Genomic DNA, 16,257 nt, shown 5'->3' with positions numbered 1-16,257 from the left:
GGCGATAGCGGAGAGGTCACACCTGTTCCCATGCCGAACACAGTAGTTAAGCTCTCCAGCGCCCATGGTAGTTGGGGCTCGCGCCCCTGCGAGAGTAGGACGTTGCCAGGCTAATTGTTAACAGCTTTGAGAAGCATCATCAGTCGATATATATTCCACAGTAGCTCAGTGGTAGAGCAATCGGCTGTTAACCGATCGGTCGTAGGTTCGAATCCTACCTGTGGAGCCATTTGCTTCCATAGCTCAGTCGGTAGAGCACTTCCATGGTAAGGAAGGGGTCGCCGGTTCAAGTCCGGCTGGAAGCTCTGCTGTTTTATGAAAATTAAGTATTGGCCCGTTGGTCAAGTGGTTAAGACACCGCCCTTTCACGGCGGTAACACGGGTTCGAATCCCGTACGGGTCACCAATTCTAATTCATTAATATATAGGAAGGCATGTTAAGAACGCAATGTCCTGTTGCAACACATGCACTAGTACATCCTGTACGTCGGAGGATTAGCTCAGCTGGGAGAGCACTTGCCTTACAAGCAAGGGGTCGCAGGTTCGAGCCCTGCATCCTCCACCATTATGAGCCGGTCTAGCTCAATTGGTAGAGCAACTGACTTGTAATCAGTAGGTTGGGGGTTCAAGTCCTCTGGCCGGCACCAGCGTTAATTTTATATGATTTATACATGGAGGGATAGCGAAGTTGGCCAAACGCGGCGGACTGTAAATCCGCTCCCATCGGGTTCGTAGGTTCGAGTCCTACTCCCTCCACCATTGTATAATAACTATTTAAGTGTATATACTAAGTTTGTACACTTCATTTAATTTTGTTGGGCTATAGCCAAGCGGTAAGGCAACGGTTTTTGGTACCGTCATGCGCTGGTTCGAATCCAGCTAGCCCAGCCATTTTTATGTGTAAAAATTTAGTTGTGTATAGAGCCATTAGCTCAGTTGGTAGAGCATCTGACTTTTAATCAGAGGGTCGGAGGTTCGAATCCTCCATGGCTCACCATTCTCTTTTCTGGGGCCTTAGCTCAGCTGGGAGAGCGCCTGCTTTGCACGCAGGAGGTCAGCGGTTCGATCCCGCTAGGCTCCACCATCTTAAAATGTTAACTTTACTATGAAGCGGTTTTTCCAATATAATGGGAACGGCTTTTTTTGTATGTAAATATTGGTTGCCCGAAATTATTCTTTTTATATTAATTTATCTCCTTTTAAGGCTCCCTTACTTTAAAAAAGCAAATTCTAATTTTTTTGAAAATTTGTTTTTTATCAACAATAATATATATTTTATTGGTATAATATTTTTAGTAAAAATATACTAGGAAAAAATTAAAAATAAATGAAACTTTTTTTGGGGTATTTCGTAAATAATGTAACCGCAAATGTAGCGGAGGTAATTAGATGATTGAAGATAAAATAAAACAAAATATAAAGTTAGTAAAAAAGGGAGACCAATCAGCATTTGAAGAAATTGTTGGTTATTATCAAAACAAGGTTTTTGCCATATGTTATCGTATGATTGGAAATAGGCAAGAGGCAGAAGATATCGCACAGGAAGCTTTTATCCGGGCATATTTAAATATACAATCATTTGATGAAGATCGAAAATTTTCTACCTGGCTTTATCGAATTGCGACAAACTTAACGATTGATAGAATTCGCAAGAAAAAACCAGATTATTATCTTGATGCGGAAATAAAAGGGACAGATGGTTTAAATTTATATGCCCAATTACCGATGGAACAAGCTCTCCCAGAAGAAGAGGTAGAGAGTTTAGAAATGCAAAGTTATATTCAAAATGAAATAATGCAACTCCCTGCAAAATATCGGAGTATAATTGCTTTACGATTTATAGATGAGCTTTCTCTTAAAGAAATTAGTGAGGTTTTGGAAATACCAGTGGGAACAGTTAAAACGAGAATCCACAGAGGTAGAGAAGCTCTTAGAAAAAGGCTTCGCCATATTTAAGGGGTGTGAGTGAAAATGAAGTGTAATAAAGAAATCATTGAATTGATGCATCAATATTTAGATGGCGATATTTCTAGCGAGAATGAACGACGTTTACGCTCGCATTTACAATCATGTGAAGCTTGTCAAAAACATTTCCAAGAATTAAAAAGAACTGTCGCATTAATAACAGCAAATATAGAATTAAAACCTTCAAGTGACTTTACTAGTAATGTAATGGCTGGACTACCGAAAGAGAAAAAGCGTACAACGGCCAAAAGATGGATGACGTTACATCCCGTGTTAACTGCAGCAGCAATATTCTTTATTTTTATGATTAGCGGTATTTTCTCAGCTTGGAATCAGGATCAGCAGTTAAGCTATCCAAAAGGTCAAAATTTAATTGTGGAAAATGACACAGTTATTGTTCCAGAGGATGTAGTTATTGAGGATAATCTAGAAATAAAGAATGCAAATGTGAAAGTAGAGGGAAAGGTATTAGGCGATGTTATTCTAATTAATGGAGAAAATTTATCAGCTTCGGCTGGGAAGGTAACTGGAGAAATCAAAGAAGTGGATCAGGTATTTAATTGGATGTGGTATAAGCTAAAAGGACTTGTTCAAAGTGTCTTTAGTCTGGATTAATAAGAAGGACAGTGGCAGTGATTCTTATTGTAGGGTGATAGGAGTCACTGTTTTTCTATATTTCCATGATGGCTATAAATTTTGACTTTTGAATAAGGGTTGTATGAAATTATATGCTATAATAAACAATAATTATTATATTAGAGATGAGGAAGAGGATTCAGATGGACATAAGGTTGTGTTTGCATGCTTAATGGTGACTGGAACTTACTAGATATTGTCAAAATCATCGCAGATATTACCATCGTTTGGTATGTTTTATATAAATTATTAATGCTCATTCGTGGTACGAAGGCGATCCAATTATTAAAAGGTATCTTCGTTGTCATTATTATTTATTTGGCAAGTGTATTATTTGAATTAAATACTGTACGTATGATTATTTGGCAAGTTATCATGTGGGGACCGTTAGGAATTCTCATTTTATTTCAGCCAGAATTAAGAAGAGCGCTGGAACAGCTAGGGCGTGGAAGCTTCTTTACCCGTAATACAACGTCAGGTGAGGAAGAGCTGAATCAATCGATTGATGCTATTGTGGCTAGTTGTAAATACATGGCTAAACGAAGAATCGGAGCACTAATTACGATAGAACGCGAAACTGCCATGGGTGATTATGTATCTACAGGTATTCCGATAAACGGGAAGTTAACGAATCAATTGTTGACGAATATCTTTATTCCAAATACACCTTTACATGATGGTGCTGTTATCATTAATCGGGACGAAATTGTGGCAGCGGCATGTTATTTACCATTGTCCGAAAGTCCTTTTATTTCGAAAGAGTTAGGAACTCGCCACAGAGCGGCATTAGGTATAAGTGAAGTAACGGATGCGATTACGATTATCGTATCAGAGGAAACTGGTGATATATCATGTACCAAAAATGGGGAATTACACCGCAATCTGACTTCTGAGCAATTAGCAGAAATTCTAGAAAATGAATTAGTGAAGAAATTTAAAACCTCAACGACGAAGGCATGGAATTGGAGGGGTAAAAGAAATGAATAAATGGTTGGAAAAACCATGGGTCATACGAGTTGTTGCCTTGATACTTTCCGTCTTGCTTTATGTTGTCGTTGCATTTGATGAGAATGTGTATGATAATGACGATGGATTCGAGTTGTCCTTCGGTACTACTAATGAAACACAAACAATAGATGATGTACCTGTTCAAACAATTATCGATCAGGACAGGTATGTGGTAAGTGGAGTGCCAGAAACTGTAACAGTATCCTTGCAAGGATCGGTTAGTTTAGTAACATCGACAGTACTACAACGTAATTTTGATGTGTTCGTGGATCTGGAAGATTTAGAAACAGGAACCCATATAGTGGAACTTGAATATTCAGGTGTAGCTAGTCAGCTCAATGTGTATATTGAACCACAAGAAGTAGAAGTAACAATAGAAGAACGAGCTACCCAGGAGTTTAGTGTAACCGTAGATACGGTAAATAGAGAGAATGTGGAAGCTGGATATGAAGTTGCGAATGTTTATGCTGATCCAGGGCAAGTAATCGTAACCAGTTCAAAAAGTATTATAGATAAAATAGCAATCGTAAAAGGTTTTGTAGATGTCAGTGGATTCAGTGAATCACAAACAATAGAAAATGTCCCGGTAAAAGTATATGATAATCAAGGAAATGAATTAAATGTAAGAATTGAACCACCGACAGTCGACATTACGGTGGAAATGAAAAATCCGAATAAAACAGTACCTGTATCCCTCGAAACAGAAAATGAAGTTTCGGAAGATATACGCTTAATTTCGATGGAATTAGAAACAGAAGAAGTACAGGTGTTTGCTGCGGAAAGCTACTTAGAACAATTAGAAGAGATTGCTACAGAACCACTGGATTTAAGTGAAATCTCTGAAAGTGGTACGATAGAAGTCCCGCTAGTATTACCTTCAGATATTAGAAAAGTGGATAGCGAGACAGTCAATGTTGTTGTAGAAGTAGAAACCATCGAGGATGAAACAATAGAAGATGTCACGATTGAATACGAGGATGAGCCAGACGAGCTTTCTTTATCTTTTGTTGAGCCAGAGACAAACAGTATCTCGATCACTATGAGAGGATTTGCTTCAGATTTATCAGAAGTGGCTACAGAAGATCTCCAACTAACAATTGATATTGGAGATCTTGGCCCTGGGGAGCATCAGATTCCTGTTGAACTTCATACACCTGAAGATATACCAGAAGGAATCGAATTCGAGTTGGAATATGAACAAGTGACAGTTAACATCGAACAAGAAGAATAATACATAAATGCTGGAGTTATGTGGATAAGAAATGTAAAAGGAGAGATTTTGAAAATGGGTAAATATTTTGGAACCGATGGTGTCCGTGGAGTTGCCAATAAGGAACTAACGCCTGAATTAGCATTTAAGCTTGGGCGATACGGTGGATATGTGTTAACAAAAGAGTCTGACAAACCAAAAGTGTTGATAGGTCGCGATACACGTATTTCAGGTAACATGCTAGAAGGAGCTTTAGTTGCTGGTCTGCTTTCAATGGGAGCAGAAGTAATGCGTCTTGGCGTGATTTCTACACCTGGTGTTGCCTATTTGGCTAAAGTAATGAATGCACAAGCAGGAGTGATGATCTCTGCTTCTCATAATCCAGTAGAAGATAACGGAATAAAATTCTTTGGCTCAGATGGTTTTAAATTATCGGATGAACAAGAAGCAGAGATCGAGGCATTACTGGATATGGAAACAGATGATTTACCAAGACCAGTGGGGAAAGACGTTGGTCAGGTAAATGATTACCTCGAGGGTGGACAGAAATACATTCAATATTTAAAAGAAACGATTGATAATGAATTTGATGGTTTACATATTGCATTAGATTGCGCACACGGTGCAACTTCAGGGCTTGCGTCACACCTTTTTGCTGATTTAGAAGCAGATATTTCAACGATTGGTTGTTCACCAAACGGCTTAAATATTAATGATGGTGTCGGCTCTACACATCCAGAAGATTTACAAGCACTTGTAGTGGAAAAAGGTGCAGATATAGGGCTTGCCTTTGATGGTGATGGTGATCGCTTAATTGCAGTCGACGAAAAAGGAAACATTGTTGACGGTGATCAAATCATGTTTATCATCGGAAATTATTTAAATAAACAAGGAGCATTACGACATTCTACGGTTGTGTCGACAGTAATGAGTAATATCGGCTTTTACAAAGCATTAGAAGCAAATGAAATGAAAAGTAATAAAACAGCAGTTGGCGACCGTTATGTAATGGAAGAGATGCGTAAGGGTGGCTATAACCTTGGTGGAGAACAATCTGGTCATATCATCTTCTTAGATTATACGACTACAGGTGATGGGATGCTGTCGGCATTACAGCTTGTCAATGTAATGAGAGAAACTGGTAAACCATTGTCGGAATTAGCAAGTGAAATGGAGAAATTCCCTCAAGTACTTAAGAATGTTCGCGTAATGAAGAAAAATGAAGTCATGACAAACCAAACTGTGCTTGATGCCATTGAAAAGGTGGAGGCAGAAATGGGTGACAAGGGGCGTGTATTAGTGCGTCCTTCCGGAACTGAGCCATTAGTAAGGGTAATGGTGGAAGCACCTACTTTAGAAGATTGCAACCATTATGTGGATCAAGTTGTCGAAGTCATCCAAAAGGTGATGGGGATGGAAGAACAAGCATAAATGAATAGGAAGCTATGGGAGACCATAGCTTCTTTTTTACTAACATTTACTTTTCATAAGCCTTCATTGCTGCTTAGTGAGATTCATCTTGTCTTTTTATGAGATATCTATGTTTATTTTGTGAATAAGGAAAGTGACACCATCATTCTTTTTATCACTAATACCGCCTTGCGTGCATAAAATGGTAGTAGGTTTTTCCACAAAAATGATTGCTAAAAAAGATCTTTTCAAGTAAAATGAAATAGTCGTTTTCCTTAACGATGTACTCAAGAATAGAAAGGAGCATAGAACAAGATAAGTGTAAGTAAAGCGCCAGGGCTATGACGAACGGATGATCATAGCTGACGAGGAGGAGGTTTATCGAGGATGATCGGCGGATACCTCCCGGTTGCACATCTCAACCGATATGTTTTTATTCGAAAGCAGGAAGGCAACTTTTTGTACAAGAATAAAAGCAGGATGACAAAACTAACACGAGAATGGGGCAGATAGACGCCCCTTGTACCAATTAGTTCAATGGTCGTTTGTCTGCCCCTTTATTTATAAGGAGGAGACAACGCTATGTGTGGTATTGTAGGATTTATTGGAGCAAATGATGCAAAAGAAATTTTGTTAACAGGATTAGAGAAATTAGAGTATCGAGGATATGATTCAGCAGGAATTGCTTTATTAAATGATAGTGGCGTAAATGTGACAAAGGTAAAGGGACGAATTGCAACGTTACGTGAAAAAGTAGATCAAGATGTAATGGCAACAATGGGGATCGGACATACTCGTTGGGCAACACATGGTGAGCCTAGTGAAGACAATGCACACCCTCACCAAAGTGCATCAGGCCGTTACACATTAGTTCACAACGGTGTAATTGAGAACTATACCGAGATTCGAGACAAATATTTAGGTGGCGTTACATTAAAGAGTGAAACAGATACAGAAATTGTGGTACAGCTTGTTGAACAGTTCGCGAACGAGGCGAATGATGTATTAGAGGGCTTCCGAAAAGCTTTATCGGTTTTAAAAGGTTCTTATGCCCTTGCTTTAATTGATAATCAAAATCCTGATCTTATTTATGTGGCCAAAAATAAAAGTCCATTACTTATCGGTTTAGGTGATGGTTTTAATGTTGTCGCAAGTGACGCGATGGCGACTTTAAAAGAAACGAATCGTTATGTGGAAATTGAGGATAAAGAAGTAGTATTAGTTCAACGTGATCGTGTGGAAATCCAGAAGCTAGATGGTACAGTTGTAGAGCGTGAAGCATACGTAGCGGAAATCGATGCATCTGAAACGGAAAAAGGAACCTATCCACATTTTATGTTAAAAGAAATTGACGAACAGCCATTTGTTATCCGTAAAATCATCCAAGAGTATCAAGATAAAAACGATACAATTAAATTAGATACAGATATTCGAAAAGCGATGAAGAAAGCAGATCGTATCTATATTATTGCAGCTGGAACAAGTTACCATGCTGGATTAGTAGGGAAACAGTTTATTGAACGATTGGCTAATATTCCTGTTGAAGTGCATATTGCAAGTGAATTCTCTTATAATATGCCACTATTATCAGAAAAACCGCTATTTATTTTCATTTCTCAAAGTGGTGAAACAGCGGATAGCCGTTCTGTTTTAGTACAAACAAAAGCATTAGGACACCCGGCATTGACGATTACGAATGTGCCAGGTTCAACCCTTTCTCGTGAAGCAGACTACACCTTGCATTTACATGCAGGGCCAGAAATTGCGGTAGCATCAACCAAAGCATATACAGCGCAAATCGCTGTATTAGCGATTCTTGCAGTAGATAGTGCAAGAGCAAAAGGAATAGATTTATCATTTGACCCACTGCAAGAATTAGCTATAGTTGCAAGTGCAATGGAGACATTAACAGATCAAAAAGAAGAGTTTGAGCGTATTGCAAAAGAGATGTTTGAAACAACAAGAAATGCATTCTTTATCGGCCGTGGTATCGACTACTTCGTTGTTCAAGAAGCGGCATTAAAGTTAAAGGAGATTTCTTATATTCAAGCAGAAGGCTTTGCTGGTGGAGAATTGAAACATGGTACGATTGCTTTAATTGAAGATGGAACACCAGTTATCGCTATCTCTACACAGGAAAATGTTAATCTGTCGATTCGTGGTAATGTACAGGAAGTAGCAGCGCGTGGGGCTAACACTTGTGTAGTAAGTATGAAAGGTATGGAAACTGACAGTGACCAATTCGTTCTACCACAGGTTCATCAGTTGTTAACACCTTTAGTAAGTGTGATTCCAATGCAGTTACTTGCTTATTACGCAGCACTTCACCGTGATTGTGATGTTGATAAGCCAAGAAACTTAGCGAAATCTGTAACAGTTGAGTAAATTGACGTTGTCCTGTTAATTTAATTGTCTCCCCGTAACCCTCCCTTTCAAAGATATAACTCTTCTTACAAAATGTAAGTTAGTTTTATAAAGAAGGGAAAGCGGAGGCAGGTATGAATTAACTTTATATCAACACTTTAATCAGAATCGGGAGCGTATCGTTGGTACGCCTTCTCGGTTCTTTTTTGTTTGGAGAAAAGACTGAGAAAGCAAGTGTGACAAGGCGTGAGTAGATGTAAGGATAAAGGTTAGTGTGGTGAAAAAGCGTGAAGAAAAGCATGAGATCCTCTTTACTTTCTCCATAATTTCTATTCTGTTTTGTAAAACCGAGTTCCATTTTTTCAATTTTTTATCGAGTGATTTTCGCCTGATTTCTGTAAGGAATAGCGGTTTTCTTTGTAAAACTTAGTTAAATTGAAAGGCGAGGAATTAGAGGTGGAAAAGGGTGTGAGGTCAAGTGGGAGAAGGTGTTGCGGGGAGGAAGGTTTTCGTAAAACTGAGTTTCAAAGACACACTATGGCAATGAAATATTATTTCCATTTGACACAATAGAGTAAATACTCTAAAATCTATTTTAGAGTATTTACTCTATTGTGACAGGAGGGGAGTTATCTTGAACAAAACTAAGGAAAAGGTTATAGATACTGCTACTTTAATGTTTAATCAAGAAGGAACTGGTTCGGTATCAACAAACCATATTGCAAATCGACTTGGCATCAGTACTGGGAACTTATATTACCACTTCAAAAATAAAGAGGAGATTATTAGATCTATTTTTGAAAAGATGATTCAAGAATGGGACTTGATTTGGCAGGTTCCTGCTTTAGATTGGCAACCTACCTTGGATAACCTAAAGTCAATCATTAGACATACCTTCCAATTACAGTGGAAATACCAATTTTTCTATAGAGAACTTATTGTATTAATGAAAATTGATCCAATATTGAAAGACAGACATCAAAAAATACAAGCAAAACGCATGGTAGAACAAAAGAGATTTTTTAAACATTTTATAGAGAGCGGTGTTCTGCGTATCCCCCAAGACCAATCAACAATGGATTCCTTATTAACAATTAGTTGGATAATAAATAACTATTGGCTAGCTTATCTTGAAACAAATAATGAAGACGTCTCTGAAGATAAAATAAATCAAGGCATTCAACTAATTATGACGGTTATTGAACCGTATATAAAAAGAGATGGAGGAGCTTAGATGAGGGAAGAAAAAGAGAAAGCGCTGGAACAAATGACTAGAAGAAAATTCATAAAAAAGTTAGGGGGTGGAATTCTAGTTGTTTCATTCGCAGGGCTAACATGGAGAATGTTTGATCAAGGTGTTTTTAGTACTGGAGAAGGGCCGGCTTATAAACCCTGGGATATTGATAAAGAGAACTTGGAATCAAGACCACTTGCTTTAGTAAGTGACGCCGTTTTAGCCTCAAACCCACATAACACCCAACCTTGGCTTTTTAAAGTAACGGATTCTTATATAGAATTATATGCTGATGAGAATAGGAATCTTGGTGCTTTCGATCCATTAAGGAGAGAAATGTTTATGGGTCTAGGGTGTGCAATAGAAAACCTTATGTTATCTGCATATGCACAGGGTTATGAACCTAAATTAAGGTATAAGCCGAATAGCCTCGAGCCCTTTTGTATAGCTCGTGTTGACCTCATTCAAAGTAAAAAAGTTGCTTCCCCTTTATATAAAGCCATTCCCCATAGACATACACACCGAGGAGAATATGATACGGACCGATTGGTATCTAATGCTACTCTTAAAGAAATAGAAAACTTAATAAAAGATGAAAAGAAGGTAAATATCACCTGGTTCTCCTCACCTGAAGAAAAACAAGTTGTAGGAGAGCTAATTGTAGAAGCTACAGAAGCTATTATAGCCGATGAAGAAATGAGTGCAGAAAGTAATAAGTGGTTTAAAGAAAATTGGAAGGACATACAAGAGGAGCGTGATGGCATTACATTGGATGCGCAAGGTAGCTCTTTTTTCATAAGATCACTTGGTAAAATATTACCCCCGATGTCGCATGAAAGTAATAATCAATTCTGGCTATCATCGACTAAAAAAGTGCATACCGCTACAGCAGCAACTTATGGATTAATTTCAGTAAGAGACTCTAATGATAATGAACAGCGTGCGAGAGCTGGTAGAGCGTGGCAAAGGATTCACCTACACGGTGCCAATATCGAGCTAGGTATGCAACCACTTAATCAATTAAATGAAATGGTTGACCGTGAAAAGAAACTCGATGTAAACGAATATTTTGGAAATGCATTGAAAAACATTACTGGCGATGCTTCTTGGAAAGGATTATTTATATTTAGATGTGGTTACCCATTAAAAGAAACCCATCCAAGTCCAAGAAGATCAATAAACGATGTGATTTTATAGTGATAGCAAAGGACGGATTATTCAGCAAAATGAAATTTCAAGGTATAGGCGAATGAAACAACAAGACGCAGACCCTTAACAAAATCACATGCTTATTTCTACCGCAGCCATTATTGGCATAGTTACCGAATTAGCAAGAAGATTTCCAGTGTATGGAGGAATTATAGCAGCTTTACCTTTAATCAGTATTCTAAGTATAATTTGGCTTACTGTACAAGGGGAATCCACAAAGACTATTAATGAGTTTACAGGTGGTGTGATAGCAGGTCTTCCAGCAACTATTGTAATGCTCTTGATAATTTATATGGCATTTAAACATTCTATTCATTTATCAGTAGTGCCTGGACAATCAAAGTAATATTGTATTTTATCAATCAATCATCTATAATTTATAAACAGTCAGTCGGTTTATTTAAGGAGGAGCTATGGCACGTAAAATGAATAAAGCAGAACATCAGGCTAAACGTAATAAAATTCTTGATGTAACGTATCAACTTATCATGACCAAAGGTTTTGGACAAATGTCCGTTCAAAATATTTTGGATGAACTCGATATTTCTAGGGGAGCATTCTTTCACTACTTTCGTTCTAAACATGATCTATTAGAGGCTTTAATTGAGCGGATGTTAGATGATATTGAGCAGCAAGTGATGCCGATTGTAAAAAGTGAACAGTCTGCCATGAATAAACTACAAGCTTTTTTTAATCAAGTAAGTGAAATAAAAACTGAACAAAGACAGCTTCTTTTGCAAGTTATAGAGGTTTGGTATTCAGATGCCAATGTGCTCGTTCGGCAAAAGGTTCGCATACAAAAGATTCAACGATTTAAACCGCTCTTACGGCAAGTTATCATTCAAGGCATGGAAGAAAATAGTATAACGGGGATAGAGACAGAGCACACAGCTGAAGTAGTTTTGTGTCTATTGTTAGACTTGTCTGATACATTTGCAAGCTGCTTATTGGCTAGGAAAAATGATTTACTGGATCTAGAAACGAAAGTTTTCGCGTATACGCAAGCGATGGAACGTATTCTTGGCTTACCTGCACATTCGTTATGTTTAATAGATAAAGAGAAGATTCAGAGTTGGAGAGAAAAAGAAGTTTAATGTTGTGGAAATCGATAACAGCGAAACCGTAAAGGAGTGGAGAAATGAATAAAAATGACGATACGTTAAGTCAAATGGATCACTACATAATTGAACACCGAGGAGCAACCATTCATTACTGGATAACCCCGCACGATCATACAAAACCTTTGGTCATTTTCACCCATGGAGCATCTCTTGATCATCGTATGTTCGATGCGCAGGTTGAGATGATACAAAATGCTGGGTATCCAGTTCTTACGTGGGATGTTCGTGGGCATGGTTTGTCCAAACCTGTTGGGGAGGAATTTCATGTACAGATCGTTATGGAAGATTTAGAGCAAATCATTTATAAACATCATTTAAAGAAGGTTATCCTCGTCGGACATTCGTTTGGTGGTTATGTTTCGCAAGTGCTGACATTTCTTCGGCCGGAAATAGTAATGGGCCTAGCAGTCATTGGATGTACAGATATTACTGAAGTTCCTTCATTAGGTATGCGTATTGCTTATCGAAACATGTCGCGTATTTTTCGGATAATACCAGAAAGAACGTTGCGAAAGAAATTTGCTGAAGGGATGGGAGTAACTGATGCGGTACAGAATTACGCCCTGCATACAAACAAACAGTTAACGCGTGATGAATTTATTGAAATTATGGATGGTGGTGTTCGTGCTATATATGAAGAACCTCATTTCGGAAAAGGGTACTTGATTCAGAAGCCATTTTTACTAACTCATGGTGAGAAAGACAGTGCGGAAAGAGGAGCTTTTGTTAAAAAGTCCCCAGGTTGGGCAAAACGTGAGGTGAATTGCCAGTATAAAGTGATTCCGAACGCAGGGCATAATGCGAATCAAGACAACCCTACCTATTTTAATGATGTTCTGCTTCATTTTTTAAATGGCTTATGAGGCATTGTACTAAAGTGACGGTCAGTGTCGTTAACAGTATAGGATAATCTCTATATTTATTAAAATTTGACATATTTCCCCATTCGCAAGGAGGAAGTGAACGCCGCTTGTAGCTAGATTGAAAGCAATCAAGCCCAATTATGAAAACTTAACAAATATATAGCTGAAGAATACCCTAACTTCAAACTCTTACCTATCTGTATAAAGAACAATAGCACACAATGATCGAACATTTTTATCAAAATTTGATAGCATGATAAAAAGCCCATCTTTTTTAAAAATGGAGTTATTTTCGTAAAAGCATAGTATGGGTTTTTGAAAAAAATCATCCCCTATATGTTTTCTTGTATAGGTAGTACGTTTATACACGCTATTTCATATAGCATAGTATGGATAATAATTCATTAAGGAAATTCAGAGGAAGTGTTAGTAAAATGCGAGATAATCTTCAAAAACACTGCCTAAACGTGTTAAAAGTATATGATTGGGTAAGTGTACCCACTGATCTTATGTTAAGTCATTCTTTCGAGCATAAGAAACGTGTAAAGGACGAAATTTGCGGTTTAATAGAACTTCACAGTGGAGACAATGCCCTTTTGTGGGAAGTTACGGGAAACCTATCTGTTTCTGGGGAAGTGACAGTCTTTCATGAAATGGGAAACACATCAATGGAAGTGTTTGTCAATAAACAACCTGTCTTTACTGTACAAAAGGGTGAAGTGAGGACAATAAATGTTCAACGTTTAAGTTCACTTGAGGTGCGTTGCAAGGGAAATGGGAATGATCTGTGTATTGGTAAATACTGTTTAACAATATGTTATCCTGTAAAGCAAAGCTGTTTCAGCCCTGGGGACTGCAAATTAATCTGTTTTTTATCTGATGAGAAGGGAAAGCCAGTTGATTCTTTGGAATGTCGAGAGATTACACAAACGAAGGGTAGACCAGATGTACCAGTTACTCTTCCCAATGGTGAAAAGGCATTACTTCAAAAAGTAAAAGTATTAAAGAAAGGATTCATTACGGTTCAGCTTAAGAATAAAAACAAAGTGTGTAAAATTTGTACGATTCCTTTTAAAGTTGTCGAAGAACTCATTCTCTGTGCACCATTAGGAACATTTTTACAGTGTAAAGTCACGGACTTTGAATGTAAAGCATACTTTTCCAATGATTGTAAAAAGATAAATATAGAAATTTTCTTCTGTCAGCAAATTCAAATGGTAGCAAATGTAAACATTGAAGTGGAAACTATACTATGCCATCCTCGTTTTGAAAGGGAAATTCATCCTTGTCTAGTAAACCCTCCACCTATTGCTTGTAAACAATAAAGAACCTTTTACATTAAATAACCCATCTATTTTTAGTGGTAACTAACAGTAGATGGGTCTTTTATGACCGTTAAACGCTATCCGGTATAAGGTAGTGAAGGTCCAAACAATATCTTCCTTCGCAATCGAAAGTACCAGCTCCTGTTGAACAGGCTAGGCTCACTGAAACAAGGTTGGCGTATGTTCGAGAACGAGTATTTCTAGGAGGCACCTCAAATGTATCTGTCTGACCATCAGAATTTGTAACCGTTACAGTTAATGTGTCAGCACATCCGCTTAAATAAAATATACTTACGGTTCCTAAAGGAACAACCTCATCAGTATCCCAAACAAGGAAATCCGAGGTACCACATGCCAATTGAAAATTCCCACAAACCTCATCCGTTGCTAACATTTCTTTGTCATCCGGGCAACATTTTAGGTTTTTATCCATGTTTCTGACTCCTTTCCTTTACTACATAGTAAATGAAATGTTAAGTAGTTATGTGTGGGTAACAAAGAGCAAAACTATTTAAAAGATTTATATATCCACTTTTATCTAATGAAGAATATGGATAAGAAACCATCTACTTTAGAACAAAAGTAGATGGTTTTTTGAACATGTTGCTTATACTTGGTATGGAGGATGGTTCTATTCTTCTGTCTCACAGACCGTTCCAATAGCTACTCCAACTGGAAAGGTTCCAGCTGGAATGGTAGCAACAACCGTATTAGTTGCGATGTCAATAACTGAGGCCGTATTGTCTTCAGAATTTGTGACATACGCAAGTGTGCCATCTGGTGTAATGGCTATAAGAACAGGACTAGCCCCAACGGTAATGGTAGTAACGACGGTATTACTCGTGGTGTCAATGACCGACACTGTACCCTCTTCAAAGTTCGTCACATAAGCAAAATCACCATTTGGAGTAAATTCTATATCCTGTGGTCCAGCGCCAACTGGAATGGTAGCAACGACAGTATTGGTTGTAGTATCAATGACCGACAAGGTATTAATTGCAAAATGTGTGATATAAGTGAAATCACCATCTGGTGTAGTGCCTACACCCTGTGGTTCACTCCCAACCGGAATGGTCTCCATGACAGTATTGGTCCCGGTGTTAATGACTGACACTGTATTGTCATTTGCATTTGCAACATAAGCAAGTGTGCCGTCTGGTGTAATGGCTATTCCTACTGGATTAGCCCCAACCGGAACGGTCTCAACGACAGTATTAGTTGCGATGTCAATGACTGATACTGTAGCATCCTCAATATTTACAACATAAACAAACGTGCTAGCTGGTGTAATAGCTATAAAAGCGGGACCAGCCTCAACTGGAATGGTCTCTATGACGGTATTGCTCGTGGTATCGATGACGGAGACTGTATTATCCAGTCGATTGGTGACGTAAGCAAGTGTACCATCTGGTGTAATGGCTACACCCAGTGGAACATCTTCAACGGGAATGGTAGCAATAACTGCATTGTCCTCGGTATCAATGACAGAAACGGTATTATCTGTAGCATTTGTGATATAAACTAGTACATCACAGACTGGTTCTGGTGGTGTCGGAGGCGGGACAAATCCTAAATTCCGGTAGAGAGTGATACAGTAAGTTCCACTGCTACCTTCTCCTGCAGTGATGGTAAAGGAAGTGGGGTTATTGACGGATTGGGTATCGGTGTTTCCTGGTGTAGCGGTTAAATCGATAGCAGGTAGGGCACCACCTGTTCCTGTAACGGTTCCTGTACTAGAGGGATCGTTAAATAATTGAATAGTGGCAGATTGATAACTACCAGCCACCGCACTCCATATTTCTTCGCCGTCTAAGGGACCGTTAAAGTTGCCACAAAAACTTTCTTGAATAATCGGGCTAGGAGGACAACAGGCTCCCTTGTGTTGGTAGGGTTTCACTGTTTCCCCTCCTTT

General features: G+C 38.4%; 14 protein-coding genes, 9 tRNA genes and 1 rRNA gene. 22 read left to right on the top strand and 2 right to left on the bottom strand.

Going from position 1 to position 16,257, the window contains the following annotated elements:
• From rrf to ACTNEP_RS14800, 22 genes are all read left to right on the top strand, one after another.
• Positions 1-111: ribosomal RNA gene (gene rrf / locus ACTNEP_RS14905) — 5S ribosomal RNA — on the top strand; the annotation flags it as partial.
• Positions 112-154: 43 nt separating this feature from the next.
• Positions 155-229, top strand: a tRNA-Asn gene (locus ACTNEP_RS14900).
• 3 nt (positions 230-232) lie between these two features.
• Positions 233-305 (top strand) — tRNA-Thr (locus tag ACTNEP_RS14895).
• Positions 306-331: 26 nt separating this feature from the next.
• Positions 332-406 (top strand) — tRNA-Glu (locus tag ACTNEP_RS14890).
• Between the two features lie 83 nt (positions 407-489).
• Positions 490-565: transfer RNA gene (locus ACTNEP_RS14885), tRNA-Val, on the top strand.
• Between the two features lie 6 nt (positions 566-571).
• Positions 572-647, top strand: a tRNA-Thr gene (locus ACTNEP_RS14880).
• A gap of 26 nt (positions 648-673) precedes the next feature.
• Positions 674-759 (top strand) — tRNA-Tyr (locus ACTNEP_RS14875).
• A gap of 57 nt (positions 760-816) precedes the next feature.
• A tRNA-Gln gene (locus ACTNEP_RS14870) sits at positions 817-891 on the top strand.
• A 30-nt stretch (positions 892-921) separates the two neighbouring features.
• A tRNA-Lys gene (locus tag ACTNEP_RS14865) sits at positions 922-997 on the top strand.
• 11 nt (positions 998-1,008) lie between these two features.
• Positions 1,009-1,084, top strand: a tRNA-Ala gene (locus ACTNEP_RS14860).
• A gap of 305 nt (positions 1,085-1,389) precedes the next feature.
• A complete protein-coding gene (sigW, locus tag ACTNEP_RS14855; RefSeq protein ID WP_441162809.1) occupies positions 1,390-1,956 on the top strand; it encodes an RNA polymerase sigma factor SigW in 567 nt (188 codons plus the stop codon).
• Between the two features lie 15 nt (positions 1,957-1,971).
• Entirely contained in the window at positions 1,972-2,580 is a 609-nt protein-coding gene (locus ACTNEP_RS14850) for a zf-HC2 domain-containing protein (RefSeq protein ID WP_441162808.1), read from the top strand.
• 186 nt (positions 2,581-2,766) lie between these two features.
• A complete protein-coding gene (gene cdaA, locus ACTNEP_RS14845) occupies positions 2,767-3,588 on the top strand; it encodes a diadenylate cyclase CdaA (RefSeq protein ID WP_441162807.1) in 822 nt (273 codons plus the stop codon).
• A complete protein-coding gene (locus ACTNEP_RS14840; RefSeq protein WP_441162806.1) occupies positions 3,581-4,840 on the top strand; it encodes a CdaR family protein in 1,260 nt (419 codons plus the stop codon). The genes cdaA and ACTNEP_RS14840 overlap by 8 nt, the downstream gene beginning before the upstream one ends.
• A 54-nt stretch (positions 4,841-4,894) precedes the next feature.
• Entirely contained in the window at positions 4,895-6,250 is a 1,356-nt protein-coding gene (glmM, locus tag ACTNEP_RS14835; protein WP_441162805.1) for a phosphoglucosamine mutase, read from the top strand.
• Positions 6,251-6,811: 561 nt separating this feature from the next.
• The gene (gene glmS, locus ACTNEP_RS14830; protein ID WP_441162804.1) at positions 6,812-8,614 is read left to right on the top strand and encodes a glutamine--fructose-6-phosphate transaminase (isomerizing); all 1,803 of its coding nucleotides are present in this window, start codon (positions 6,812-6,814) and stop codon (positions 8,612-8,614) included.
• A gap of 613 nt (positions 8,615-9,227) precedes the next feature.
• Positions 9,228-9,827: a TetR/AcrR family transcriptional regulator gene (locus ACTNEP_RS14825; protein WP_441162803.1), complete on the top strand. Its 600-nt coding sequence runs from the start codon at positions 9,228-9,230 to the stop codon at positions 9,825-9,827.
• Entirely contained in the window at positions 9,828-11,024 is a 1,197-nt protein-coding gene (locus ACTNEP_RS14820; protein ID WP_441162802.1) for an Acg family FMN-binding oxidoreductase, read from the top strand.
• Positions 11,025-11,112: 88 nt separating this feature from the next.
• Positions 11,113-11,382, top strand: a complete 270-nt coding sequence (locus ACTNEP_RS14815; RefSeq protein ID WP_441162801.1) for a DUF3147 family protein — start codon at positions 11,113-11,115, stop codon at positions 11,380-11,382.
• Positions 11,383-11,449: 67 nt separating this feature from the next.
• Entirely contained in the window at positions 11,450-12,130 is a 681-nt protein-coding gene (locus ACTNEP_RS14810) for a TetR/AcrR family transcriptional regulator (protein WP_441162800.1), read from the top strand.
• A 44-nt stretch (positions 12,131-12,174) separates the two neighbouring features.
• Positions 12,175-13,020, top strand: coding sequence for an alpha/beta fold hydrolase (locus ACTNEP_RS14805; RefSeq protein WP_441162799.1), 846 nt, complete (start codon positions 12,175-12,177; stop codon positions 13,018-13,020).
• 434 nt (positions 13,021-13,454) lie between these two features.
• On the top strand, positions 13,455-14,345 hold the full coding sequence (locus tag ACTNEP_RS14800; protein WP_441162798.1) for a DUF3992 domain-containing protein: 891 nt from the start codon (positions 13,455-13,457) through the stop codon (positions 14,343-14,345).
• Positions 14,346-14,415: 70 nt separating this feature from the next.
• On the opposite strand, the gene ACTNEP_RS14795 is transcribed toward ACTNEP_RS14800, so the two are convergent.
• Positions 14,416-14,778, bottom strand: coding sequence for a DUF3992 domain-containing protein (locus tag ACTNEP_RS14795; protein ID WP_441162797.1), 363 nt, complete (start codon positions 14,776-14,778; stop codon positions 14,416-14,418).
• 198 nt (positions 14,779-14,976) lie between these two features.
• Complete coding sequence (locus ACTNEP_RS14790) at positions 14,977-16,242, bottom strand: YVTN family beta-propeller repeat protein (protein WP_441162796.1); 1,266 nt, start codon at positions 16,240-16,242, stop codon at positions 14,977-14,979.
• Positions 16,243-16,257 lie beyond the last annotated feature (15 nt).

This window comes from Gracilibacillus sp. HCP3S3_G5_2, assembly GCF_052063305.1.
Lineage (GTDB): Bacteria > Bacillota > Bacilli > Bacillales > Amphibacillaceae > Gracilibacillus.
The sequence above is the reverse complement of the archived record's forward strand: the minus strand, read 5'-3'. Positions and strand labels throughout refer to the sequence as shown.